General features: G+C 71.0%; 24 protein-coding genes and 1 tRNA gene. 8 read left to right on the top strand and 17 right to left on the bottom strand.

Annotated features, from left to right (window positions below; translation table 11 throughout):
- Positions 1-74: 74 nt before the first annotated feature.
- Positions 75-1802: a LuxR family transcriptional regulator gene (locus tag K4G64_RS05400; protein WP_221754864.1), complete on the bottom strand. Its 1728-nt coding sequence runs from the start codon at positions 1800-1802 to the stop codon at positions 75-77.
- A gap of 99 nt (positions 1803-1901) precedes the next feature.
- On the opposite strand from K4G64_RS05400, the gene K4G64_RS05395 reads away from it, so the two are divergent.
- The 3 genes from K4G64_RS05395 to K4G64_RS05385 all read left to right on the top strand — a co-directional run bounded on the left by K4G64_RS05395 (position 1902) and on the right by K4G64_RS05385 (position 4672).
- Positions 1902-2987 carry a M12 family metallopeptidase gene (locus tag K4G64_RS05395; RefSeq protein ID WP_221754863.1) on the top strand — a complete coding sequence of 362 codons (1086 nt, stop codon included), beginning with the start codon at positions 1902-1904 and terminating at the stop codon, positions 2985-2987.
- 70 nt (positions 2988-3057) lie between these two features.
- On the top strand, positions 3058-3234 hold the full coding sequence (locus K4G64_RS05390; RefSeq protein WP_221754862.1) for a hypothetical protein: 177 nt from the start codon (positions 3058-3060) through the stop codon (positions 3232-3234).
- A gap of 187 nt (positions 3235-3421) precedes the next feature.
- Positions 3422-4672 (top strand): cation:proton antiporter, encoded by a 1251-nt coding sequence (locus tag K4G64_RS05385; RefSeq protein WP_221754861.1) that lies wholly within the window; start codon positions 3422-3424, stop codon positions 4670-4672.
- Between the two features lie 592 nt (positions 4673-5264).
- On the opposite strand, the gene K4G64_RS41300 is transcribed toward K4G64_RS05385, so the two are convergent.
- The 7 genes from K4G64_RS41300 to K4G64_RS05355 form a co-directional block, all read right to left on the bottom strand.
- The gene (locus tag K4G64_RS41300; RefSeq protein ID WP_370443954.1) at positions 5265-5342 is read right to left on the bottom strand and encodes a 50S ribosomal protein bL37; all 78 of its coding nucleotides are present in this window, start codon (positions 5340-5342) and stop codon (positions 5265-5267) included.
- A gap of 162 nt (positions 5343-5504) precedes the next feature.
- Complete coding sequence (locus K4G64_RS05380; RefSeq protein ID WP_221754860.1) at positions 5505-6692, bottom strand: ABC transporter ATP-binding protein; 1188 nt, start codon at positions 6690-6692, stop codon at positions 5505-5507.
- 26 nt (positions 6693-6718) lie between these two features.
- A complete protein-coding gene (locus K4G64_RS05375) occupies positions 6719-7552 on the bottom strand; it encodes a carbohydrate ABC transporter permease (protein WP_221754859.1) in 834 nt (277 codons plus the stop codon).
- Positions 7552-8511 (bottom strand): carbohydrate ABC transporter permease, encoded by a 960-nt coding sequence (locus K4G64_RS05370; RefSeq protein WP_260460043.1) that lies wholly within the window; start codon positions 8509-8511, stop codon positions 7552-7554. The genes K4G64_RS05375 and K4G64_RS05370 overlap by 1 nt, the downstream gene beginning before the upstream one ends.
- A gap of 70 nt (positions 8512-8581) precedes the next feature.
- A complete protein-coding gene (locus tag K4G64_RS05365; RefSeq protein ID WP_308122239.1) occupies positions 8582-9862 on the bottom strand; it encodes an ABC transporter substrate-binding protein in 1281 nt (426 codons plus the stop codon).
- A 711-nt stretch (positions 9863-10573) separates the two neighbouring features.
- Positions 10574-10647 (bottom strand) — tRNA-Pro (locus tag K4G64_RS05360).
- 43 nt (positions 10648-10690) lie between these two features.
- Positions 10691-10912, bottom strand: a complete 222-nt coding sequence (locus tag K4G64_RS05355) for a hypothetical protein (RefSeq protein WP_221754858.1) — start codon at positions 10910-10912, stop codon at positions 10691-10693.
- Between the two features lie 239 nt (positions 10913-11151).
- Between K4G64_RS05355 and K4G64_RS05350 the strand changes: the two genes are divergently transcribed.
- Positions 11152-11496, top strand: a complete 345-nt coding sequence (locus K4G64_RS05350; RefSeq protein WP_221754857.1) for a cupin domain-containing protein — start codon at positions 11152-11154, stop codon at positions 11494-11496.
- Between the two features lie 13 nt (positions 11497-11509).
- On the opposite strand, the gene K4G64_RS05345 is transcribed toward K4G64_RS05350, so the two are convergent.
- A complete protein-coding gene (locus tag K4G64_RS05345; protein ID WP_221754856.1) occupies positions 11510-12508 on the bottom strand; it encodes a LacI family DNA-binding transcriptional regulator in 999 nt (332 codons plus the stop codon).
- Between the two features lie 111 nt (positions 12509-12619).
- Here K4G64_RS05345 and K4G64_RS05340 point away from each other — a divergent pair, with 111 nt between their 5' ends.
- Positions 12620-13783, top strand: a complete 1164-nt coding sequence (locus K4G64_RS05340) for a Gfo/Idh/MocA family protein (RefSeq protein ID WP_221754855.1) — start codon at positions 12620-12622, stop codon at positions 13781-13783.
- 59 nt (positions 13784-13842) lie between these two features.
- On the opposite strand, the gene K4G64_RS05335 is transcribed toward K4G64_RS05340, so the two are convergent.
- The gene (locus tag K4G64_RS05335) at positions 13843-14454 is read right to left on the bottom strand and encodes a TMEM175 family protein (protein WP_221754854.1); all 612 of its coding nucleotides are present in this window, start codon (positions 14452-14454) and stop codon (positions 13843-13845) included.
- Between the two features lie 63 nt (positions 14455-14517).
- A complete protein-coding gene (locus K4G64_RS05330) occupies positions 14518-15549 on the bottom strand; it encodes a LacI family DNA-binding transcriptional regulator (RefSeq protein WP_221754853.1) in 1032 nt (343 codons plus the stop codon).
- A 108-nt stretch (positions 15550-15657) separates the two neighbouring features.
- Between K4G64_RS05330 and K4G64_RS05325 the strand changes: the two genes are divergently transcribed.
- From K4G64_RS05325 to K4G64_RS05315, 3 genes are all read left to right on the top strand, one after another.
- Positions 15658-16815: a phytanoyl-CoA dioxygenase family protein gene (locus tag K4G64_RS05325; protein ID WP_221754852.1), complete on the top strand. Its 1158-nt coding sequence runs from the start codon at positions 15658-15660 to the stop codon at positions 16813-16815.
- A gap of 8 nt (positions 16816-16823) precedes the next feature.
- Positions 16824-17600 carry an SDR family oxidoreductase gene (locus K4G64_RS05320; RefSeq protein WP_221754851.1) on the top strand — a complete coding sequence of 259 codons (777 nt, stop codon included), beginning with the start codon at positions 16824-16826 and terminating at the stop codon, positions 17598-17600.
- Positions 17601-17748: 148 nt separating this feature from the next.
- The gene (locus K4G64_RS05315; protein ID WP_221754850.1) at positions 17749-18753 is read left to right on the top strand and encodes a Gfo/Idh/MocA family oxidoreductase; all 1005 of its coding nucleotides are present in this window, start codon (positions 17749-17751) and stop codon (positions 18751-18753) included.
- A 106-nt stretch (positions 18754-18859) separates the two neighbouring features.
- Here K4G64_RS05315 and K4G64_RS05310 read toward each other — a convergent pair whose 3' ends face one another.
- The 6 genes from K4G64_RS05310 to K4G64_RS05285 form a co-directional block, all read right to left on the bottom strand.
- On the bottom strand, positions 18860-19465 hold the full coding sequence (locus K4G64_RS05310; RefSeq protein WP_221754849.1) for a GPP34 family phosphoprotein: 606 nt from the start codon (positions 19463-19465) through the stop codon (positions 18860-18862).
- A 71-nt stretch (positions 19466-19536) separates the two neighbouring features.
- Positions 19537-20556 (bottom strand): Gfo/Idh/MocA family protein, encoded by a 1020-nt coding sequence (locus K4G64_RS05305; RefSeq protein WP_221754848.1) that lies wholly within the window; start codon positions 20554-20556, stop codon positions 19537-19539.
- 18 nt (positions 20557-20574) lie between these two features.
- Complete coding sequence (locus K4G64_RS05300; RefSeq protein WP_221754847.1) at positions 20575-21477, bottom strand: sugar phosphate isomerase/epimerase; 903 nt, start codon at positions 21475-21477, stop codon at positions 20575-20577.
- 1 nt (position 21478) lies between these two features.
- Positions 21479-22390, bottom strand: a complete 912-nt coding sequence (locus tag K4G64_RS05295) for an ATP-binding cassette domain-containing protein (RefSeq protein WP_221754846.1) — start codon at positions 22388-22390, stop codon at positions 21479-21481.
- A gap of 5 nt (positions 22391-22395) precedes the next feature.
- On the bottom strand, positions 22396-23472 hold the full coding sequence (locus tag K4G64_RS05290) for an ABC transporter permease (protein ID WP_031103652.1): 1077 nt from the start codon (positions 23470-23472) through the stop codon (positions 22396-22398).
- Complete coding sequence (locus K4G64_RS05285; RefSeq protein ID WP_221754845.1) at positions 23472-24491, bottom strand: sugar ABC transporter substrate-binding protein; 1020 nt, start codon at positions 24489-24491, stop codon at positions 23472-23474. The genes K4G64_RS05290 and K4G64_RS05285 overlap by 1 nt, the downstream gene beginning before the upstream one ends.
- Positions 24492-24659: the final 168 nt, after the last annotated feature.

Genomic DNA, 24659 nt, shown 5'->3' with positions numbered 1-24659 from the left:
CCGACCCGGTTCCCTGCACTCGGGGCGGCCTGACCCGTCCCCTGTTCGGGTCAGGCCGCCGGTCCTGGGCCTGCTCAGGCCGGCTGGGCCTCGGGTGTGTGGTCCAGCCACGGCAGGGCGCCGCGGTCGCTCGCGCCGAGGCGGGCGTAGGCGCTGTACAGGTGATTGCCGACGGTGCGGACGGACAGCGTGAGGCGCTCGGCGATCTGCCGGTTGGTGAGGCCTGTCGCCGCCAGGGTGACGATCTGCCGCTGCCGGGCGGTGAGTTCGCCGAGGACCAGCCCGGACAGCGCGGGCGTGCGGGCGCCCTGGCAGCGCCGGGCCAGGGCGACGGCCCGGGCACGGGAGTGCCGGGCGGCGCGCGGATCGCGGTGGACACCCACGGCCTGGGCGTACGCCTCGGCGGCGAACAGCAGGAAGCCCCGCCGCTCCAGCTCCCCGGCCACCTCGTCCAGGTCCGGTCCGTCGGCACGGGTGAGTGCGTCGGCGTGCCGGGCGAAGACGCCGCCGAGCCGGTCGATGACCTTCTCGGGGGCGCCGAGGCGCACGGCGTCGTAGGGGTCGGAGAGGGCCTCCGCGTCCGGGTCCGGACCGCCCGGGCTGTCCACCGCCGCCGAGGCACGGTCGAGTTCGGCCCGGCAGGACGCGTGCCCGGGCTCGCCCCGCAGGCCTTCCCGCGCCCAGGCCGCCGCCTCCCGCACCTCCCCGCGCAACCACGCGAACCGGGCGCGCACGGCTGCGTACCCGCCCGGCAGCACACCGCCCCCGGCGACCAGCCACTCCCCCACCGGCGTGGCCACCGCCCGTACATCGGCCTGCTCGATCCGGCGGGCCAGGGCGGTCGACTCGGCGTCGAGGGCTGCGGCGTAGGCGTCGGCCGTCCGGGCCAGGCGGCGGGCCCGCAGCCGGCCCGCCACGGCTCGGAGCACCGGCCCGTACAAGGGGTGGGAAAGGCGGACGGCACCGTGGTCGTCGACCTCGATCAGGCCGTCGGACTCCAGCACTTCGAGCGCGCCGAGGTCCAGGTCGTCCAGGTGCGGGGGCAGGGGCTCGGCGAAGGCGAGGCGGTCCAGGGTCTCGCGTTCGAGGGGGCAGGTCCGGCCGAGGACCGGGGCGGTGCGTTCACGGACGGCCGTGGTCAGCGGGACGGGGCCCCGCCAGGCCCGCTCGTCGGTGTCCGGGACGGCGGTCAGCAGCCCGCGCACCGCTCCCAGCAGGTCGCGCAGCAGCCGCAGGTCGCCCCGGCTCAGGCGGAGCAGCCGGTTCGCGGTGAGCGCGTCGAGCGGCCCGGCGCCGGCCGTGAGCAGCCGGCCGGTCTCCTCCTCGGACAGCGGCTCCAGCGCGAGGCGCGGCAGCAGTTCGCCGGTCCACAGCCGGGAGATCGCGCCGGGCACCGGGGTGCCGTCCGTGGCGACGACCAGCAGCCGGGTCCGTCCGTGCACGGCGAGTTGGTGGACGAGGGCGGCCGAGGCGTCGTCGAGGAGATGTGCGTCGTCCACCAGCAGCGTGCGGACATCGGACAGCAGCCGGACCGCGCGGTGCAACGAGACCGACTCCGGCAGCAGATGGGCGAACGCCGCGAAGGGGATGGTCCGGCTCTCGGGCGTACCGGCCGCCCGCGCGCAGTCGGTGCCGCGGACCGCCTCGGCGACGAGGCGGGTCTTGCCGCAGCCCGCCGGGCCCGTCACCACGATGCCGCGCCGTACGCCGGTCAACGACCGCCGGACCAGCTCCAGTTCGTCCTCCCGCCCGGCGAACGGCCAGGGCAGCTCCAGCGTCGTGGCGTGCCTCTCGTAAGTCATCACACAGACATGAGCGCGGCTACTCACCTTTGATACAGGGCGACTTGAGTAGCCCCCGACTCAGGCGCCCGGCACGGTCCGCAGGGCAGGCTGTGGCCCATGACCGCACGCTACTGCTCGCTGGCTCAGGCGCCGGCGCCCGCCCTCGCACCGGGGCCGGCGGCCGAGCGGCTGAGCGCGCTCGCGGGCGGGCGGCGAAGGTGGGTCAACGGCACCGTTCTGCACTACTGGTTCTTCGACGGTGACACCGACGCGTCCGTCATCCCCGTGCCGGGGAGGGGGATGACGCGGCGGGTGTCGTGGGCCGGTGCCGAGGAGCAGCGTGACGTGGTGCGGTCGTGCATCCGGGAGTGGCAGGACCTCGGCATCGGGATCGCCTTCACCGAGGTCGACGACCGCTCGGAGGCCGAACTGCGCATCGGGTTCCAGGCCGGCGACGGCTCCTGGTCGTCGGTGGGCCGGGACGCGCTGCTAGCCGGTCGGCAGGAACGCACCATGAATTTCGGCTGGGACCTGACCGCGCCCGGGGAGCGCGCGACGGCCCTGCACCAGATCGGGCACGCGCTCGGCATGCTGCACGAGCACCAGAGTCCGTTCGCGGGCATCCACTGGGACGACGAGGCCGTCTACGCCGAACTGGCGGGCCCGCCGCACCACTGGAGCCGGGAGCGGACTCACTACAACATCCTGCGCAAGCTCGGCCCGGACGAGGCCAACGGTTCCTTCTGGGACCCGCACTCGATCATGGAGTTCCCGTTCGCGCCGGGGCTGATCCTGGAGCCGGAGCAGTATCGCGGGGGACTCAACCCGCCCGGCACGCTGTCGGCCACCGACAAGGAGTCGGTGCTGCGCTGGTATCCGCCGGCGCATCCGCAGGGCTCGCCCGCGCTGGTGCCGTTCCGCTCGGCGCCGCTCGGGCTCGGCCCGGGCGAACAGGCGGACTTCGTGATCGACCCGCCGGAGACCCGCACGTACACGCTGGGCACCTTCGGCGACTGCGATGCCGTGGTGGTGCTCTTCGAGGAGCGGGACGGACGGCCCCGCTACGTCGCGGGCCGGGACGACGGGGGAACCGAGCAGAACGCCACGATCGGCGCCCGGCTCGTCAAGGGCCGGCGCTATGTCGTCCGCGTACGCCTCTACTCCGCCTGGGGCAGTGGCGAGACGGCGGTGATGTGCTGGTGACGGCAGCCATCCGCCGCGCGGACACCTGAGCCACAGTCCGGCACCGGGGGAGCGGTCGAGGACGTCGCCCATGGGGGTGGGTGACGTCCTCGACCACGCCATGTGCCGGGGCCGCTGGCTCCCGCGGGCCGCGTGGCCCACCGGCGCGTGCGCCGCCATCCGCGCGTTCACGCCGATGTCCGGCCGGGGGCAGGGGGCGGACGCGGGGCGCACCGGCCGAGGCGCTGTGGATCCGCCCTACGGGTGAAGAGCGTTCGGCGGCGGTCGCCACCGGGCAGCGTGCAAGGAACGGCCGGCAATGGTGTCACGCCGTCCGGGTTCCGACTTCTACGCTTGATGTGCTCTCGCGGTCGCACATCCGTATCGACCGGCGCACGAGGTGCCTGTGGCCCGACCGCGCTCGGGGCGCGCCGGCGGGGGATGGGGGGAAGCGAGTGGAGACGTCCCGACGCGACCGTGCCCGGCGGAAGCTGCCGCCGGTTCCGGCCGTTCTGCTCGGCGCGCTCGGCGCGCTGGTCCTGGGAACTCTGATCGGCCTGGCGGCGGACCCGTCGCCCCTGGTCGGCACCACCGGATACGTCGTCGCCACGGGGCTGCTGCTCGCCGTGGGGCTGTACGGCAGCACGTACGGCATCGATCTCGCGGATCTGCGCCGTGACCTGCGGGGCGTGGTGGCCGCGGTGACGCTGGGTGTCGTCCTCAAGGCGGGGATGATCTCGGGCGTCATGGTCTGGGCCTTCGACCGCCCGGAGTACCTGGTCCTCGGCATCGTGGTCGCGCAGATCGACCCGCTGTCGGTGGCCGCCCTCAGCAAGGACGGGCACATGTCGCAGCGCGCCCGCTCCCTGCTCACGGCCTGGGCCTCCTTCGACGATCCGATGACGGTCCTGCTGACGCTGTACGCCGCCGGCTACGCCTACACGGCCGCCGGGCACACCGGCACGCCCTCGGTGATGGGCGGCGGCGCCCGGGGGTACGCCCTCGGACTGGCACTCAACGCGCTGCTGCTGGCCGGTGCCCTGCTGGTGTGGTGGGCGGGCGGCAGGCTGTGGCCTGCCCGGCGGGCCGGGGAGCGGCCCGAGCGCCCCCGGCGTCCGGCGACACCGCTCGCCGCCCTCGTGGTCGTGGTCATGCTGCTGCTCGCCGCGGCGAACATGCTCATGCTGGCCGTGGCGGTGGCCGGACTGTTCCTGCGCACGCGGGCGTTCACCCGGCCTCTCGCACGGGCGGTCACCAGCGCCTTCCTGCTCGCCACCGTCCTGCTGGGCCTGTTCGTCGCCCAGGGGGTCTCACTCGGGCCGGGACTGCTGCTCGGCGCCTCGGCGTTCGTGGCGCAGGCAGTGGTGGCCGTGCTGCTGATGCCGCTCTTCGTCCGCGGTCTGTCCCGAAGGGACCGGGTCCTGCTGGGCATCGGCCAGCAGAACGGGCTCACGGCCGTGCTGCTCGCCCTCACCCTCGAACGAGACTTCCCGAAGACGGTCGGCATCGTCGCCCCGGCGGTGGTGACGGTCAATCTGCTGCATTACGGGGCGCAGACCCTGTTCGGCTGCTGGTCGCGCCACCGCGCCGGGAAGAACCGCCGGCCCGCTGCCCCGGAGCAGTCTCTCCCCCGGCGTCAGGCGGCCGGCGAGGGCAGACGGGGCGAAGTGCCGCCCGCGGCCGACGGGCTGCGGTCCTCCGCGTGACCGAAGGGCATACGGCGTCTCCTCACCACGGCGACACGCGGATCTCCACCGGCCCTCGCCGACAGCTCGTCCGCGCTGGAACCCGTCCTGCTCGGTGCCCTGCTGCTTCTCTGCGCCATGGGGGCCCGCCAGCGGTGAGGGAACCGTCCGGGTGCCCGGACCGAAGGGCGGCGTGAGTCGCTCGACGCATGGGGCGACAAGCACGGGGGCGACGCCGAGCAGGTCTGCGACGCCGTCATGGCCCGCGGGCGACCCGCCGGGGGCGCCGGCGGACATGGGCGGCTCCGGCGGGCTGGCGGATTCCTCGACGGGGTGTACCTGCTCGCGGCCGTCACCCTGATCGGGCAGATGACGGAACGGATCTCGGCGGAGTGGCGCACTCGTGTTCGGCAACTGCCGCCGTGACGCACCTGTTCGCGCCGGGCGGTGAGGGGCGCTCCTGCGCGCCGTGGAGTCCCGATCCCCGTCCCCTGCTCGGTCTCTTCCACCGGCCGTGCGCACACCTGTGCGTGGCTGACCTCTGCCTGCGAACGCAAACGGGTGGGTGGCACCTGCCACCCACCCGTTTGCGTCGGCGCGCCCACAAGGCTTCTCAGGACTGCGGACGGCTGCCGTGGTTCGCGCCGTTCTTGCGGCGGGCCTTCTTCTTGCGACGTCGCTTCGAGGACATCGAACCTCCACTTTCCGGCTTTCCATCACTGCCCACCGGATTGTCGCGCCCGGTGACTACAGAGCCACTTTCCAGCCGACGCGACGGCAAACACACACGATGCGAATGCACACGGGTGGCCTACGTCACGGTGGCGGCCCGGCTCGGCCGCGTGGTGCCTCGTCAGTCCGCCCGCACCGGATGCGTCAGGTTCGCTCCGGTCGCCGGGTCGAACACATGAGCCTTGGCCATGTCGACCCGCAGCTCCAGCGGTTCTCCCTCGCGGGCCCGCGTGGCGGCGTCCAGGCGGGCCACGAGCTGACTGGTGTCGGCGCCGGTGTCGCGCAGGCCCGAATCCTTGGCGAGCTCCTCCAGTTCGGCGGTCGTCACGGGCCCGCCCTCCGCGGCGAAGTAGACGTACGCATCGGAGCCCAGGGACTCCAGTACCTCCACGGTGACGGTGAAGACCGGGCCCGTCCGGGCCCGGTCATGCGACAGGGCCACGTCCTCGAATGCCTCCGGTCGCAGCCCGACGATGACCTCGCGGGGCGCGTTCTGGCGTTCCAGCGCCTGCCTCGTACGGTCGTCGAGGGGCAGGTCGCCCAGCGGCGAGCGCAGGGCACCGCCCTCCAGAGCGGCGTTCAGGAAGTTCATCGCCGGGGAGCCGATGAAGCCCGCGACGAAGAGGTTGCGCGGCAGGTCGTACAGCTCGGCAGGTGTGCCGATCTGCTGGACCAGGCCCTGTCTCATGACCACGACGCGGTCGCCCAGCGTCATCGCCTCGGTCTGGTCGTGGGTGACGTACACGGTGGTCGTGCCGAGGTTCCGCTGCAGCCGGGAGATCTGGGTGCGCATCTGGACCCGGAGTTTGGCGTCCAGGTTGGACAGTGGCTCGTCCATCAGGAACGCCTTGGGATCACGGACGATCGCCCGCCCCATGGCCACCCGCTGACGCTGACCGCCCGAGAGGTTGGCGGGCTTGCGGTCCAAGTGCTCGGTGAGGTCGAGGATGCGGGCGGCGTGCGTCACCTTGGCGTCGATGGTGTCCTTGTCCACCTTGGCCAGGCGCAGCGGGAAGCCCATGTTCTCCCGGACGCTCATGTGCGGATACAGGGCGTAGCTCTGGAACACCATGGCGACGTCTCGTTCCTTGGGAGCCAGGTCGTTGACGACTCGGCCTCCGATGCGCAGGGTGCCCTCCGTGATGTCCTCGAGTCCGGCGATCATGTTCAGGGTGGTGGACTTGCCGCATCCGGACGGACCGACCAGGATCACGAACTCGCCGTCGGCGATCTCGAGGTCCACGTCCTTCACGGCGAGGGACCCGTCGGGAAAGCGCTTGGTGACTCCCTCAAGGATGATCTCGGCCATGGATGGTGCCTCCTTGCCTTCCCCGTTCAGCCCTTGACTGCCCCGGAGGTCAGTCCGGCGACGATCCGCCGCTGGAAGAGCAGGACGAAAACGATGATCGGGATGGTGATGACGACAGCGGCGGCGGCGATCGACCCTGTGGGCTGCTGGAACTGGGAACTCCCGGTGAAGAACGCGATCGCGGCGGGCACGGTGCGCGCGGACTCGGTGGACGTCAGCGAGATCGCGAACAGGAAGTCGTTCCAGCAGAAGATGAACACGAGAATGGCCGTGGTGAACACGCCCGGCGCGGCCAGCGGAGCGATGACCAGCCGGAAGGCCTGCGCGGGCGTCGCCCCGTCGACCTTGGCGGCCTTCTCCAGATCCCAGGGGATCTCCCGGAAGAACGCCGACAGGGTGTAGATGGCCAGCGGCAGGGAGAAGGTCATGTACGGGATGATCAGCCCGATCCAGGTGTCGAAGATCCCGATGATCCGCTCGATGTTGAACAGCGGTGACACCAGGGAGATCGGCGGGAACATGGCGATCAGCAGTGACATGCCGATGAGTACCCGCTTGCCGGGGAACCGCAGCCGGGCCACCGCGTAGGCGGCCATGGTGCCCAGTGCCACCGCGATCACCGTGGCGATCAGGGCGATGCCGATCGAGTTGATCAGCGCACGGGTGAACTCACTGGTCTCGAAGATGCCCCGGTAGTTCTCCCAGGTCCAGTCCCGGGGGATGTAGTCACCGTCCGTCAGGGTGGCGGGGTCCTTGAACGACAGCGCGGCGATCCACCACACCGGGAACAGGGCGTACAGGACCACCACCACGTTCAGGACGCCCCATCGGGCGGCATGTGTCTTTCCCACGGCGGCCATCAGCGCTTCACCTCCGCGCCGGGTGCGGCGGCACCGAACAGTTTGACGAAGGTGAAGGCGATGATCCCGACGCAGATGAAGATCAGGACCGAGATCGCCGACCCGATGCCCAGGTTCAGCGCGGTGAACAGGTTGTCGTACCCGAGGATCGACAGAGAGCCGGTTCCCTGGGCGCCCGCGGTCAGGATGTAGATGTTGTCGAAGATCCGGAACGCGTCCAGTGTGCGGAAGAGCAGAGCCACCAGGATGGCCGGCTTCATCAGCGGCAGCATGACCCTGGTGAAGCGCTGCCAGGCGGTGGCCCCGTCCACCATCGCCGCCTTCAGGGTCTCCTCGGGGACCAGCGCGAGGCCCGCGAGCAGCAGCAGGGCCATGAACGGCGTCGTCTTCCACACCTCGGCGAGGATGATCAGCCAGAGGGCGGGCCACTGCTCGGTCAGCGGAGCCTCTCCGCTGGGCAGCAACTCGGCGAGGTACCCGAGGTCCGGTGTCCAGGCGTACTGCCAGGAGAAGGCGGCGACCACGGTGACGATCCCATAAGGAACGAGGACCGACGTGCGGACGACGCCGCGCCAGAAGATCGTGCGGTGCATCACCAGGGCGAGCCCCATTCCGAGGACCAGTTCGATCGCCACGGACACCGCGGTGATGAACAGCGTCACCCAGAAGGCGTCCCACCAGAACGGCGAGGACAGCACCGCCCCGTAGTTGCTCAGGCCCACGAACTCCGCCCGTCCGGGAAAGCGCAGGTCGTACCGCTGGAGGGACAGATAGACGGCGTACCCGATGGGGTAGGCGGTCACGGCGATCATGACGACGACGGCGGGCGCGCAGAGCAGCCAGCCGAGCCTGCGCTCCTGCCGGGCGCCCGCCGACAGTGCCGCCTGGTCCGGCCCCTTCTGCTGCGTCTCCGCTTCGGGGGGCGGTGGGGTTCCGGCGGGTTGCGCCCGCGTGCTCATTCAGGGCCGCCCGGGGACGAGGCCCGCGCGCTGCTGCGCCGGGCGACGACGTGGTGCGGGACGTGGTGGTTCACGGGATCACACCCTCGGATCGCAGGGCATCGTCGATCTGCTCCCTGATGGTGTTGACGGAGCTTTCCGGTTTGATCCCGGACGGCGGAGACAGCGTGTGGGAGACCGCGATCGACACGTTCTGGTAGACCGGAGTGATCGGGCGCACGCTCGCCGACTCCAGCGCGGCCAGCACCTCCGCGGAGAAGGGGTACTCCTTCATGAACGCGGGCTCGTCGTACAGGGCGCGCAGGGTGGGCGGCAGGCCGCCCTCGAGCGCGGCGGTGAGCTGGTTCTCCATGTTGCGCAGGCACAGTGCCGCCTCGAAGGCCAGGTCGGGGTGGCGCGAGTAGGCGCTCACCGCCAGGTTGATGCCGCCGATGGTGGGCCGTGCCGGGCGGTTCGGGTCGACCCGGGGGTACGGCGCCCAGCGGAAGTTCTTGAACAGCTCGGGGTTGTTCGCCTTCATCGACGGATAGACGAAGGGGTAGTTGAGCTCGAACGCCGCCACCCCCGACTCCATGGCGAGGCGGTTCTGGTCCTCCATCTGGTTGGGCAGGGAGGGGTCCGCGGCCGGGGACGTCGCCAGCTGCCGCATGATCCCCGCAGCCCGCACAGCGGGAGGACCGAGGGAAGGCTCGGTCGCGCTCGCGTTGAGGATGGAGCCGCCCGCACTGTTGATCAGGGTGTTGAACCAGGCGGTCAGACCCTCGTACTGGGCGCCCTGGATCTCGACGAAGTGCGGTTTGCCCTGCCGGGCGAGGGCGCTGGCCATGTCCAGCATCTCGGCCCAGGTCCTGGGCGGTGTGGGCACCAGGTCCTTGCGGTACCACAGGAGCTGGGTGTTGGTGTTGTACGGGACGGCGTACAGCTTGCCCTTCCAGGTCGAGGTCTGCAGCGGTACGCGCAGAGTGCCCTCGACGGCCTGCCGCTTCGCCGCTCCTGTCCATTCCCGGATCCAGCGCGCCTCGGCGAACTCCGCCGCCCAGGTGACGTCCAGGCCCAGAATGTCGAGCGAGTCGTCCTCGGCCGCGAGCCTGCGGACCATCTGCTGACGCTGACCGTCGGCGGCACGCGGGAGCTTGTTGTAGTTGATCCTGTAGCGGCCGCCCGACGCCTGGCTGCACCGGTCGGCGGCTTTCTGGAGCGCACCGGAGTCGTCGGGGAAGTTGTACCAGTTGAGGGTGGGCCTGCCGGAGCCTTCGTCACTGCCACAGGCGGCGAGCGCCGACGCCAGCAACGGCAGTACGGCGAACGCCCGCAGCCATCGCGTCCCTCTGGGATGTCCCCTCGCGTGCACGCGCTCCACACCTCGCTTCCGGACGGTGGCACGGGCTCGGGCCTCACAGTGCTTACCTCCCGGTGAACACTAGAGATCACCCAGCGCGACATCAATCACATATGACACGAAACCACTCATTAACCAGATCGGAGGCAGACACGGCGCCGGCAAAGATCCACGCCCCGAGGACCTCGGGCGGCCCCGCACGAAGCCCGACAGCGTCGCGGCCGACGGGGGATAGAGCAACGGGCCCTCCCGTCAGTACCTCCGTTGCGGGGCGCCCGTCACAGGTGCCCAAGGTGTCCGGACTCAGAGGGAAAGACCCGTTGCGTCACCGTTCCACGTCAAAGCCCCAGTGCGACGACCTCGGGAGGGTCTGCATGTTGCACCACCCGACGCAGCAGCTCACCATGGGATACCCAAAGCCATTGGCTGAGTCCTTCGTTCGACATTGCCCTGCGTCGTCGCCGTCCGCACCAAGATCCGGGCCGTATGCGAGCCGACTCTGCGATCGACGCACCGGATCGTCACTCCTGCCGGCCATATGGATGTTCCGCCTGCACCACAAGCGGACGAAGAGCCTTCAGCGGGCCGCACGGCGCACCGTGACCGGGTCAAGGTGCGACCGAACTCAGTCAAGTGCGCTGGGCCCCAACCGCCCCCCGAGAATGATCAAGGGGCCGTTTCAGATCTCCTCTGAAACGGCCCCTGAAATGCGACTTCGTAAAGTCGGGACGACAGGATTTGAACCTGCGACCCCTTGACCCCCAGTCAAGTGCGCTACCAAGCTGCGCCACGTCCCGTTGCGTATCGCGCGGGTGAACCACGTGATCACGCAGGTCAACCCTACCCCATGGGGAGCCGTCCCCCGGCCCGCGCCGACGGCCGTTCCGGGCGCCGGGTCCAGCCCGCGAGACCCACCGCCGAGACGGCGACGGCGAGGACGGCCCACCAGGGGAGGTCCGCCTTGGTCGCGTGGCCGGCGCAGGCCGCCACGGCCAGGAGTGCCGTGAGGGCACCCCCGGGCAGCCCGGCCCGCCGGGCGGATCGTTGCCCCGTCTCGTCCACGTCCTGCTCCCCTTCACCCACCCGGTCGCATGCCCTCGGGCATCTCAACTCCCGGGCATATGCCGCAAACAATACGCCAATCGGCGGGAACTCCCGACCAGGGCATAGGGGTTGAGACGGACATGGCATCCGGTGGCGGTGGCGCGGCCGTACGGGGCGACGAAGTGTCCGCCGGTCACCGCCGACACCGCACACTGTGTCCAGGCCGCTCCCCCGCCGGCCGGGGCTAGGGTCGCCGCATGACGCACAGCTTCGTACTCCACATCCCCGACGCCGAGCTCGAACCCGAGCCCCTCGCGCCCGAGCAGATCGTCTCCGGGACGCCCGAGGTGACCGGGAGGGTGGTCTGGGAGTCGGAGGACGGTCGTCAGGTCCGGGGCGTCTGGCAGATCACGCCCGGTGTGGTCACCGACACCGAGGCCGACGAACTGTTCGTCGTGATCAGCGGCTCGGCGACGATCGAGGTCGAGGGCGGGCCGACGCTCACGGTCGGGCCCGGGGACATGGCCGTCCTGCGCGAGGGCGACCGTACGACGTGGACGGTGCACGAGACCCTGCGCAAGGCGTACGCGATCAACCTCTGAGCGAGGTGCCCGATCAGGGCGCCGGGGCCGTCGAGCCCCGGATCTCCAGGGTGGGCGCGGCCAGTTGGACCCGGCCCGCGCCGCCGACGCCCTCGAAGCGTTCCAGGAGGCAGCGGGCCGCGCGGCGGCCGACCTCGTGGCTGGAGTTGTCGACCGTCGTGAGCCACACGTGCCGCAGCCGGGCGATGCTCGTGTTGTCGTAGCCGACGACGGACAGGTCGCGCGGCACGCGCAGCCCCAGTTCCTCGGCCGCCGAGAGCACGCCGATGGCGGCGATGTCGTTGACGGCGAAGACGGCCGTGGGCCGGTCGGGCCGGCTGAGCAGCCGGACGGTCGTGCGGTAGCCGCCCTCCTCGGTCATGTCGCTCGGCTCGACCAGCGCCTCGTCCGCGAGACCGTGCCGGCGCATCGCCGCCTCGAAGCTCCGGCGGCGCAGCTCGCCCACCGCTCCGTAGCCCGCGATGTGCGCGATCCGGCGGTGCCCGAGGCCGATCAGATGCTCGGCGACCAGCCGGGCGCCCTGCTCGTCGTCACCCGCCACGACGTCGACACCGGGCGGGGCCGGTTCGCGGGAGCCGGCCAGCACGACCGGGATCCGCTCGGCCACCTGGCCGAGGGCCGCCGGGTCGGGCAGCGTGCCGACCACGACCAGACCGTCGACCCGCAGGTCCAGCAGCGGATCGGCCGGGTCCTGACCGGTACGGCGGTTGAGGCGGGCGTCGGCCAGCAGCATGCGCAGGCCTCCTGCGTGCAGCAGGGAGTTCAGACCGTCGAGGAGGTCCACGAACCAGGGGTTGCGCAGGTCGTTCAGGAGGACGCCTACGGTACGGGTGCGCTGCTCGCTGAGGCTGCGGGCGGCGGCGTTGGGCCGGTAGCCCAGCTCCCGGACGGCCCGGAGCACGGCGTCCCGCTTCTCGGGGCGCACCTGGTCGGAGCCGCGCAGCACGAGGGAGACCAGCGACTTGGAGACGCCGGCCCGTTCGGCCACGTCCCGGATCGTCGGCGCTCTCATGGGATGGACCGTTCCATGCGGCGCCACGGCTTGTCAAAGGGTTGACAGCGTCGGCGAACCCCGCCCAGGGTGGCCGGGACAGGTTCTGGAACGGTCCAAAGAGGGGCTCTCATGGTGGACACGCTCGGCGTCGCCGTCATCGGATTCGGCTGGATGGGGCGGGTGCACACCCAGGCGTACGCGCGCGTGCGGCACCACTATCCGCAGCTGCCCCTCGTCCCGGAGCTGGTGACGGTCGCGGAGGAGGTGCCGGGCCGGGCGGAGGAGGCCGCCGCGCAGTTCGGGTTCGCCTCGACGACCCGGGACTGGCGCGAGGTGGCCGCCGACCCACGGGTGCGCGCGGTCAGCATCACCGCGCCGAACTTCCTGCACCGCGAGATCGGTGTCGCCATGGCCGAGGCGGGCAAGCACATCTGGATCGAGAAGCCGGTGGGTCTGGCCGCCGAGGACGCCGGCGCGGTCGCGGACGCGGTCGCCAAGGCCGGTGTGCAGGGCGCCGTGGGCTTCAACTACCGCAACGCGCCCGCCGTGGAGGCGGCCCGCGAGCTGATCGCCTCCGGGGAGATCGGCACGGTCACCCATGTCCGCGTCCGGCTCCTCAGCGACTACGCGGCCCACCCCGAGGGCGCGCTGACCTGGCGCTACGAGCGGGAGCGGGGCGGCAGCGGGGTGCTGGGCGACCTGGCGTCGCACGGCGTGGACCTGGCCCGTCATCTGCTCGGCGACATCATGTCCCTGACGGCCGACACGGCGATCTTCCTCCCGGAGCGGGCCCGCCCCTCCGGCGCCACGGCCGGCCACAGCCGCGCCGCCGGAGGCGAACTCGGCCCCGTCGAGAATGAGGACTACGTCAGCTGCCTGCTGCGCTTCGCCTCCGGTGCGCGCGGCGTCCTGGAGGCCTGCCGGGTCTCGGTCGGCGAGCAGAACAACTACGGCTTCGAGGTGCACGGCACCAAGGGTGCCGTGTTCTGGGACTTCCGCCGCATGAACGAGCTCGGCGTCAGCCGCGGCACCACGTACCAGGACCAGTCCGTCACCACGGTCCATGTCGGCCCGGGCCACGGCGAGTTCGCGGCGTTCCAGCCGGGCGCCGCGAACGCCATGGGGTACGACGACCTGAAGGTCATCGAGGCGTACCGCTTCCTCAGGTCGGTCGCCGAGGGCACGCCGCACGGAGCGACGCTCGCGGACGCCGTGCACAGCGCGGCCGCACTGGACGCGATGGCACGGTCGGCGCAGAGCGGGAACTGGGCGGAGGTGACGGGGCGGGGATGACCGCCCCCGCCGGGGCTCGGGTCCCCGCCCGCGGTCCGGCCCCGGCCCGGCTCCCGCCCTCACCCCGGGCTCTGCAGCTTTCGGCCCAGGTAGACCTTCACCGGGACCAGGGCGAGCCACATCCACATGATTCTCGGGCCCGCCACCATGGCCAGCGGGACGGTCGCGAGGAAGACCACCACGGACGAGGCGCTGTCGAGGAGATAGAGGGTGGTCGCCGCTTCGGAGGGCGTGTCGTGGCGCAGCCAGGGGCGTTTGGCCAGGAGGGCGGCCAGCCCCAGGTGGCAGGCGCCCAGCGCGGCGACGGCGCCCGCGTAGACGGCCACCGACACGGGCTGCGCGCCGTACTCGGCGAGCAGCCGGGTCGGGAACGGCACGAGGGCCGCGACGCCGAGGCCGACCATCGAGAGGCCGATCACCTGGCCGTCGATCTCCCGGACGCCCTGGAAGATCCGCCGGTGGTCACGCCAGAAACTCCCCAGCACCGCGACGCTCAGCGCGTACGCCCCGAGGTCCGGGAGCAGCTCGCCCAGGGCCTTTCGGTAGGCGGCGGGGTCGAGCTCCCGGGGCACGGAGAGATCCAGGACGAGCAGGGTGATGGCGATGGCGAACACACCGTCGACCAGGGCCACCAACCGCTCGGGTCCGCCGTCCGGGCGAGAGGTCCACATACGCCCGACGGTAGGGGCCGGCACGCGGCTCCTCCCGCACCCACGCCCGGCATCGCCCACGGATCACACGGCCGCCTGCGGGGGCATGTTGTACGGCGTCACCACCTGGATCGCCGACGGCAGGGTCGGCCCCGCCGGCGGCAGCGCGTCGTGGGCGCGCATCACGGTGTGGCAGGCCTCGCGCACGTCCTGGCGCAGGTCGTGGTGGAGCACGGCGGACAGCCGGTGCTCGCGCAGCAGACGGGTGTTGTCGTGGTCGAGGTCGTGCGCGACGAACACCGCGCAGTCACGGCCGAGGTCGTCGAAGGCGCGCAGCGTGGCGATGTTGCCGCCGCCGATCGAGTACACCGCGCGGATGGCGGGGTCGCGCTCCAGAGCGGCCCGGACGAGGTCGTACTGGGTGGCGTCCAGACCCTGCCCCTCGGCTATCTCGACCAGCGTGCGCTCGGGGTGCCGGGCGCGCATGGCGCTGCGGAAGCCCATCTCGCGCTCCTCCTCGTTGCGGAAGAAGCCGCTGCTGAGGCTGGTGAGGATGTTGCCCGGGCGCTCCCCCAGCCACTGGCCCATCAGGTACGCGGCCGTCGCGCCGGCCGCCCGGTCGTCTATGCCGACGTAGGCGCGGCGGGCGCTGGCGGGCAGGTCGGTCACCAGGGTCACGACCGGCACCCCGGCGGCTTCGAGCCGGCCGACGGCGGCGGTCACCTCGGGGACGTCCGGGGCCTTGAGGATCACGCCCTGCGAGCCGCGCCGGGCGATCCGGTCCAGGATCCGCACGAGTTCCCCGGCCGGGCCGGTCTCGCGGAAGTGGAAGCGGGAGCGCAGCACCGCCGGGCGCAGCGACGGCAGCTCCGCCTCCAGGGCGGCGCGGATCGCCGTGGTGAACCGCTCGGGTGCCTGCATCACGATGTCGACCATGAACGTCCGGCCGACGAGCCGCACCTGGGTGCGCTGCCGGTCGAGATCGGCGATGGCCTGGCGGACCTCCCGGGCGGTGCTCTCGCGCACGCCTCCTCTGCCGTTCAGCACCCGGTCGACGGTCGCCTCGCTCAGGCCCGCCTGACGTGCGATCTCCCGGATCGGGAACGGGTGGCCCATGCGCCGGCTCCTTGAGGGGTTTTTGATGGCTCGCTGCTGGTTGTTCGAGGGGTTTGTACTGACAAGAATGACAGGGCTGCGTCGCTCCGTGACCCCGAAGGGACGACGATGTCCTTCACTTCCGTACACCACCGTGCCTGGCTGTCCGAACAGGACTGCGATCTCGACGCGTTCCGCGCGCTGGTCGAGCAGGCCACCGACCCCGCCGACTATCCGCACGCCTCCGCCGTGGAGCACAACGTGCTCGTCTACGACTGCGGCCTGCTCGAGGGCGACCGGGTGGTCCAGGCCGAGCTGGTGCGGGCGCTCGCCGACGGGCCCGGCATCGTGGTCTTCCGCGGCGCCTTTCCCGACCTCCGGGTCGTGGACCGGGCCACCGACGTGTTCGAGGCGCTGATCGCCGAGCAGCGCGCCTCAGGTGCGGCGGCCGGTGACCACTTCGCCCGACCGGGCGCCAACGACCGGGTGTGGAACGCGCTGGAGAAGGCGGCCCTCTACGACCCGGAGGCGTTCGCCGACTACTACGCGAACGACATCCTGGCCCTGGTGGCCACCGCCTGGCTCGGCCCCGGCTACCAGGTGACCTCCCAGCTCAACGTGGTCAACCCGGGCGGTGCCGCGCAGACCGTGCACCGCGACTACCACCTGGGCTTCCTGTCGAACGAGGTCGCCGCCGCCTATCCGGCGCAGGTGCACCGCCTCTCCCCCGTGCTGACCCTCCAGGGCGCTGTCGCGCACTGCGACATGCCCGTGGAGTCCGGGCCGACGATGTACCTGCCGCACTCACAGAAGTACGAGCCGGGCTATCTCGCCTGGCGGCTGCCGGAGTTCCGGGCGTACTTCGACGCGCACCAGGTGCAGCTGCCGCTCGCCAAGGGCGACGCGGTGTTCTTCAACCCGGCCCTCTTCCACGCGGCCGGCACCAACCGCACCGCCGGCATCCGGCGCATGGCCAACCTGCTGCAGGTGTCGTCCGCGTTCGGTCGTGCCATGGAGACGGTGGACCGGGAAGCGGTGGCGGGCGCGGTGTACCCGGCCCTTCTCAAGCGCAAGGCCGAGGGTGCCGACCCGGCGTGGCTGGAGAACGTGGTCGCGGCGAGCGCCGAGGGCTACCCCTTCCCCACCAACCTCGACAGCGATCCGCCGGTCGACGGCCTGGCCCCGCCCTCGCAGGCGGATCTGATGCGGCGCGCGCTGCGCGAGGAGTGGACGCCGCAGGCGCTCCGGGCGGAGCTGCGGTCCGGTACCGAACGGCGAGAGAGCTGAGGAACTCGATGGGACTTCTCGACGACAAGGTCGTCCTGGTCAACGGCGGCAGCCAGGGGGTCGGCGCGGCCATCGCGCGGGCCGCGGTCCGCGAAGGGGCGGTCGTGGCCGTCACCGGGCGGCGCCCGGAGCCCGGCGAGGCGCTGGTGGAGGAGCTGACCGAAGCCGGCGGCAAGGCCCTGTACGTCCGGGCCGACCTGTCGGACGCCGCGCAGGCGAAGGACGCCGTGGCCCGGGTCGTCCAGACGTACGGCCGGGTCGACTGCCTCGTGAACTCCGCCGGTCTGACGTCCCGGGGGACGCTGCTGGACACCACACCCAAGCTGTTCGACCAGCACATCGGGATCAACCTCAGGGGCCCGTTCTTCGCGATGCAGGCGGCGGTCGCGGACATGGTGGGGCGTGAGGCGCCCGGCACGATCGTCAACATCATCACGTCGTCGGCGCACGGCGGGCAGCCGTTCCTCGCGCCCTACGTCGCCGCCAAGGCGGGGCTGATCGGCCTGACCCGCAACGCGGCGCACGCGCACCGGTGGGACCGGGTCCGGATCAACGGCCTGAACATCGGCTGGACCGCGACGGAGGGCGAGGACGCGACGCAGAAGGCGTTTCACGGGGCGGGGGACGACTGGCGTGAGGAGGCCGCCGCGAAGCTGCCGATGGGCAAGCTCGGCCAGCCGGACGAGATCGCCGACTTTGTTGTGTTCCTGCTGTCGGAGCGGTCCGGTGTGGTCACCGGGTCGGTCATCGACTGGGACCAGAACGTGTTGGGGGGACTCGACTGAGGATGTGCCGCGCATTGCCGTCGGTTGTGTGCGGCGCCGTTGTGGCTGATCGCGCCCACGCGGCAGAGCCGCACATCGAAACAGCCCCGCGCCCCCCAGAAGCAAGGACGCAGCCCCACCCCCCCGTTTACCTCTAGGAGCAACACCCATGCGTATCGGAATCCTCGGCCTCGGCCGTATCGGCGCCTTCCATGCCGAGACCCTCGCCGGACTCGACGCCGTCGACTCCCTCGTCCTCACCGACCCGTTCGCGGACGCCGCCAAGGCCGCCGCCGAGCGGTTCGGGGCCGATGTCGTGGACTCGCCGGAGGCCCTGCTGGCCGCCGGTGTGGACGGCATCGTCGTCGCGGCCGCCACGGATGCCCACCCGGCGCTGATCCTGGCCGGTGTCGAGGCCGGTGTTCCCGTCTTCTGCGAGAAGCCCGTCGCCAGGACCATGGCCGAGGGTGTCGAGGTGCTCAAGGCCGTCCGCGGCCACGACGTGCCGATCCAGATCGGCTACAACCGCCGTTTCGACACCGGGTTCGTCAACGCCCGGGCGGCCGTGCAGAGCGGTGAGCTCGGCACGCTGCACACGGTCCGCTCGACCACGCTGGACCCGGCGCCGCCGCCGGCCGCGTACATCGCTGCCTCCGGCGGCATCTTCCGCGACTGCTCGGTGCACGACTTCGACATCATCCGCTGGGTGACCGGCCGCGAGGTCCGGGAGGTCTACGCCGTCGGCGGCAACCGGGGCGCCGATTTCATCAAGGAGGCCGGTGACGCCGACACCACCGGCGCGATCCTCACCCTGGACGACGGCACCATCGCGGTCGTGTCCAACTCCCGTCACAACGCCCGCGGTTACGACGTCCGCATGGAGATCCACGGCTTCCAGGACTCCATCGCCGTCGGCCTGGAGGACAAGCTGCCGCTGCGCTCGGTCGAGCCCGGGGTGACCTTCCCGGCGGGCACGCCGCACGACTTCTTCATGGACCGCTTCACCGACGCCTACCGCGCCGAACTGACCGCGTTCACCGAGGTCGTCGTCGGCACCCGCCCCTCCCCCTGCACGATCGAGGACGCCTTGGAGGCGGGCTGGATCGCCGACGCGTGCACCCTGTCCCTGCGGGAGCACCGGCCGGTGACGATCGAGGAGGTACGGGCGGTCTGACGCACCACATCGGCGCGGTGGGGCGGGCCGGGAAACCCGGCCCGCCCCACCGCGCCGATGTGGGCCTGACACAAGCATGGAAGTCGGCAGGCAACAGGCAGACGCCTCACGCACCCCGCCAGACGTTGGCGAACGCCGCGTTCTCGACGGCCCGTCGCCGGCGGACGGCGTCCAGCTCCGTCACGGCGCCGACCACTGCGGCGAACACGATCTGGGCGGAGCCGTGGGGCACGGCGAGGTCCTCGGGAGCGTCGTCGCGCGCTCCGACGGCGGCCGCGAGTGTGGTGAGCACGGGCTCGTCGGCCGCCCGGCGGTCCCTGGCGCGCTGCCGGGCGGGAGAGTCGACCGGCGTCGGCCCGGCAGCGTCGCGGAAGGGGAGCCAGGACGCGCGGGGCCGTGCGAGCAGTCCCTCCTCGGTCAGGACGGTCAGGTACCGCTCGGCCAGTCCGCGGCCCCTGTGCCACAGCCAGTCCTCGACCGTCTCGTAGGGCTTGTCACGCACCAGCCCGGCCGCGGCCTGTTCGAGCAGAGGGTCGTCGAGGGACGGTGTGAGGCGGGGGACGATGCGGTCGTCGTCCAGCGTCATCGCTTCGACGGCGAGGAGGTCGAACACCTCGGCCCCGGCCAGCCCGAGCGACAGGTCACCCTGTGTCACCAGTCGGCTCGTCGCCCCGTCCATCGCCACGATCATCAGGTCGCGTGCCGTGCCCATCACCGCTCCCCTCTACGCCACTGTTCACGCTACACGCGGCAAGGGACCGGGGCCGCACCCCGACCCCCTTGTCACGCGTACAGCGCCGGACGCCCCACCAGCTCGACCTCGACCCGGCCGCCCTCCTCCAACGCCCTCACCCCCGCCTCGCACACCGCCGCCGCGGCGTAGCCGTCCCAGGTGCTCGGGCCGGTGACCTCGCCGCGGCGGGTGGCGTCGATCCAGGTCTGGATCTCCCGGTCGTAGGCCGTCTCGAAGCGTTCGGTCCAGTCCTGGGCGATGGTGCCGCCCCAGCGGCCGGCCATGTTGGTGACCAGGGCGTGGCCGTCGCCGATGCGGGCGGTGCCGCGTTCGCAGACCACCTCGGCCTGGACCTGGTAGCCGAAGCCGCAGTTGACGAAGATCTCGACGTCGCTGAGGGCGCCGCCGTCGGTCTCGAAGACGACGAACTGGGGGTCCTGCAAGGCGTCCGGGGCGCTGGCCGACGGGGTGGGGCGCAGCACCGTGACGGCTGTGATCTCGTGGCCCAGCAGCCAGCGGGTCGCGTCGGCCTCGTGGGCTACGGAGTCGGTGATCAGCATGGAGCTGGTGAAGAAGGGCGGGCTGACGACGTTGCGGTGCCGGTTGTGCAGCATGAGCGGACGGCCCAGCTGCCCCGTCGTCAACAGGGCCTTCAGCTTCGCGTACTCGGGGTCGTAGCGGCGCATGAAGCCGACCTGGACCCGGCGGTGGCCGAGTCGCTGTTCGGCTTCGAGGACGCGCAGCGCGGACGCCGCGTCGGGGGTGAGCGGCTTCTCGCACAGGACGGGCAGATCGTGCTCGAAGGCGGCGAGGAGGGTGGCCTCGTGGGCCGGGCCCGGGGAGGCGATCAGGACGGCGTCCACGTCGGCCGCGGCCATCGCGGCAGCCGGGTCGGTGTGGGCGGTGCAGCCGTCGACACGGGCGGCGACGGCCTTCGCGCGCTCCGCGTCGACGTCCACGACGGCCGCCACCCGTGCTCCGCTGGTGACTTCGTGGATGCGGCGCACGTGGTCGGCGCCCATCCTTCCGGTACCGATGACCGCGACTCCCAGAGGGGCACGCTCCGTCATGGCCGTCCTTTCGGGTCGTCAGGCGCCGCAGGACCTCAGGAACTTACGGGTGCGCACCGCGATCGGCAGCGGCTTGTCCGGCTCACAGGGGTACATGTCCTGCTCGACGATGGCGAACAGGTCCACGCCCAGCTTCTGGGCGGCCGTGAGGACCGGACCCAACTCGGGTACGCCTGCCGGCGGTTCGCACATCACACCGCGCGCCACGGCGGGGCCGAACGGCACCTCGTTCTTCACCACGTCGGCGAGGATCTCCGGGTCGACCTGCTTGAGGTGGAGGTAGCCGATGCGCTCGCCGTACGTCTCGATCAGCTTGACGCTGTCGCCGCCGCAGTAGGCGTAGTGCCCGGTGTCCAGGCAGAGGTTGACGGCGTCGGAGTCGGTCGAGTCGAGGAACTGCTCGACGTGCTCCTCGGTGTCGATGTGGGTGTCGGCGTGCGGGTGGACGACGATGTCCAGGCCGTACCGGTCCTTCACCTCGCGGCCGAGACGCTCCATGCCTGTGGTGAGATTGCGCCACTGCTCGGTGGTGAGTTCCGGCGCCTCCAGGATCTCCGCGGTCTTGTCGTCGCGCCAGAAGGACGGGATGACGACGAGGTGCCCCGCGTCCATGGCCTGGGTGAGCGCGGCCACGTTGCTGACCTGTTCCCAGGTGGAGTCCCACTCGGAGGGGCCGCGGTGCAGTCCGCAGAAGATGGTGCCGGCGGAGACCTTCAGGTTCCGCTTGGCCACCTCGTCGGTGAGCCGGGCGGGGTCGGTCGGCAGGTAGCCGTACGGGCCGAGTTCGATCCAGGAGTAGCCGGCCTCGGCGACCTCGTCGAGGAAGCGTTCCCAGGGCACCTGCTGGGGGTCGTCGGGGAACCAGACGCCCCAGGAGTCGGGGGCGGAGCCGACCCGGATGCGGTCGAGCGGGAGGGCCATGTCAGGACTTTCCTTCCGAGGACGTGGCTACGGGAGCGGTGAGGTCCCCCTCTTCGGGGAGCCCTTCGACGTCGACGCCGCGGACCTGCGCCAACTCGTGCTTGAGGGAGGCCAGTTCGGTACCGCCGGCCATGTGGTTGGTCAGCTCTTCGAGGCTGACCTCGCTGCGGGAGGAGGACAGTTCCATGGTGCCGAGGCGCAGCACGCCGAAGTGGTCGCCGACCATGTAGGCGTGGTGCGGGTTGTGGGTGATGAAGATGACGCCGAGGCCCTTCTCGCGGGCGGCGGCGATGTACTTCAGCACCACACCGGACTGCTTGACGCCGAGGGCGGCGGTCGGCTCGTCCAGGATGAGGACGCGGGCGCCGAAGTAGACGGCGCGGGCGATGGCGACGCACTGGCGCTGGCCGCCGGAGAGCGTGCCGATGGGCTGCTCCATGTCGTCCAGGACGATGCCCATGTTGCGCAGTTCCTCGTCCGCGGTCCGCTTCATCGTCTCGATGTCGAGACGGCGCACGGGCCAGGGGCCCTTGGTCATCTCGGAGCCGAGGAAGAAGTTGCGCCACACCGGCATCAGCGGGACGACCGCGAGGTCCTGGTAGACCGTGGCGATGCCCTTGTCGAGGGCCTCGCGCGGGGTGGAGAAGCGCACCGGTTCGCCGTCGACGAGGAACTCGCCCTCGGTGTGCTGGTGCAGTCCCGAGATGATCTTGATGAGGGTGGACTTGCCGGCGCCGTTGTCGCCGAGGACGCAGGTCACCCTGCCGGGGTGGACGTTGAGGCTCACGCCGTGCAGGGCGCGGATGTTGCCGTAGGACTTGCCGGCGTCGCGCAGTTCCACCAGGGGACGCTCGTCGGCGGGCGGGGTGTCCTTCAGGACGGCACCGTGGGTGCCCGTTTCTTTGCTGGTCATCGCGGTCACCTCCGGGTCGCCGTGCGCTGGACCCACAGATTGATGAGAACGGCGCCGAGGAGCATCACGCCGAGGAAGGCCTTGAACCAGTCGGGGTTCCAGCCGGCGTAGACGATGCCCTGCTGCACCATGCCGAACATGAAGGCGCCGAAGACGGGGCCGATCGCGGAGCCGTAGCCACCGGTGAGCAGGCAGCCGCCGATGACGGCCGCGGCGATGTAGATGAGCTCCTGGCCCACGCCCTCGCCGGACTGCACGGTGTTGAAGGAGAACAGCTGGTGCATGCCGACGAACCAGGCGCCGAAGCCGACCAGCATGAACAGGGAGATCTTGGTGAAGGTCACCGGGACACCGACGGCGCGCGCCGAGTCCTTGTTGCCGCCGACGGCGAAGATCCAGTTGCCGTACTTGGTGCGCAGCAGCACCCAGGTCGCCAGGGCCGCGAAGACCAGCCACCACACCACGGTGATCTTGACGTTGACCCCGCCGACGGTGAAGGTCGAGGCGAAGATCTTCTGCGCCTGTGTGAAGCCGTCCATGTCGCTGATGTCGTCGGTGGCCACGTTGCCCGTGACCAGCTTCGTGATCGCGAGGTTCACGCCCTGGAGGATCAGGAAGGTGCCCAGGGTGACGAGGAAGCTCGGCAGCCCGGTCTTCACCAGCAGCCAGCCGTTGAACGCGCCGATCGCGAGCGACACGAGCAGGGCGACGATGACGCCGACCCAGACGTTCATGGTCAGCTGGTAGCTGAGCATCGACGCGGTCAGCGCCGAGGTGATCACGGCGACACCGGCGGAGAGGTCGAACTCTCCGCCGATCATCAGCAGGGCCACGGGCAGCGCCATGATCCCGATGGTCGACGACTGGTACAGGATGTTCGCCATCGAGCTGCCGTCGCGCACCGGCGGTGCCGCGAACAGGAAGAACACGAGCACCGCGACGGCGCCGAGGAAGACACCGACCTCGGGCCGGGCGAGCAGCCGCAGTGCCAGCGGGCGCTGCCGCGTCCGGCCGTCGGACTGCTTGCGGCCGGGGGCCGGCGGTGTGTCCACCGCCGGCTCGGCGTGCTGGGTCATGCTCATCACCGGGTGCCCTTCGCGGCGAACTCCCCGATCTTGTCGACGTTGGACTTGTCGACGAAGGCCGGACCGGTCAGCACGGGCTGCTCACCGCCACCGCTGTAGTTGCCGTTGTTCTTGTAGAGCCACAGGCCGTCGACGGCCAGGTATCCCTGGAGGTAGGGCTGCTGGTCCACCGCGAATTGGATGTCGCCGCTCTTGACGGCCTTGATGAGGTCCTTGTTGAGGTCGAAGGTGGCGACCTTCGCCTTGCTGCCGGCGTCGCCGATCGACTGCACGGCGGTCAGCGCGAAGGGCGCGCCGAGCGTGACGACGTAGTCGATGGACGGGTCCTGCTTCAGCTTGGCGGTGATCGTCGACTTCACGGACGGCATGTCGGTGCCGTTGACGTTCTGGGTGTCGAGCTTGCCGTCGAAGGTCTTCTCCACGCCGTCGCAGCGCTGGGTGAGACCCACGTTGCCCTGCTCCTGGATGACACAGAGGGCGTGCTTCGCACCGACCTCGTTGAGCTTCTTGCCGAAGGCCTCGCCCGCGACGGACTCGTCCTGGCCGAAGAACTCCAGCAGGTTGAGGTTCTTCCAGTCGCTCAGGCCGGAGTTGAGGCCGACGACGGGTATGCCGGACTTCTCGGCCTTGCCTATGACGCCCTTCAGCGCGTCCGGCTTGGCGAGGGTGACGGCGATGCCGTCGACCTTCTGGTCGATCGCGTTCTGGACCAGGTTGGCCTGGTTGCCCGCGTTCGGGTCGGCGGAGTAGACGAGCTTGATGTTGTCCTTGGCGGCCGCGGCCTCGGCGCCCTTGCGGACGGTGTCCCAGAAGGTGTCGCCGGGCGCCTGGTGCGTGACCAGGGCGACGGTCATGCGCGGCGTGGTCGCCTTGCCGGCCGAGGCGTCCGCGGCGCCTTCCTCGGACTTCTTGCCTCCGGAACTGCTGGAGCAGCCGGCGAGGGTCAGGGCCGCTGCCGCGGCCACGGCGACGACGGGCGCGAACCTGCGAGAGCGGGGGTGAGAAGAGCGGTCCATCTTTCCTGGCACCTCACTGTGCTACTGCGGGGGAAAGGGAGGGATCACGAAGGGATCCGTGGTCCCGGAGCCTTACGGAGTCCGGATCATGATGCCGCAAACCGACTGTTGCGATGGCACGGGATACAAGTCCCTGCCGCGCCCGCTGTCAATACTTTGTTAAGACAT

Source organism: Streptomyces sp. WAC04114 (assembly GCF_019733245.1).
GTDB classification, from domain to species: Bacteria; Actinomycetota; Actinomycetes; order Streptomycetales; family Streptomycetaceae; genus Streptomyces; species Streptomyces massasporeus_A.
Note: the sequence above shows the minus strand (reverse complement) of the source record. Positions and strands in the feature narration are given on the sequence as shown.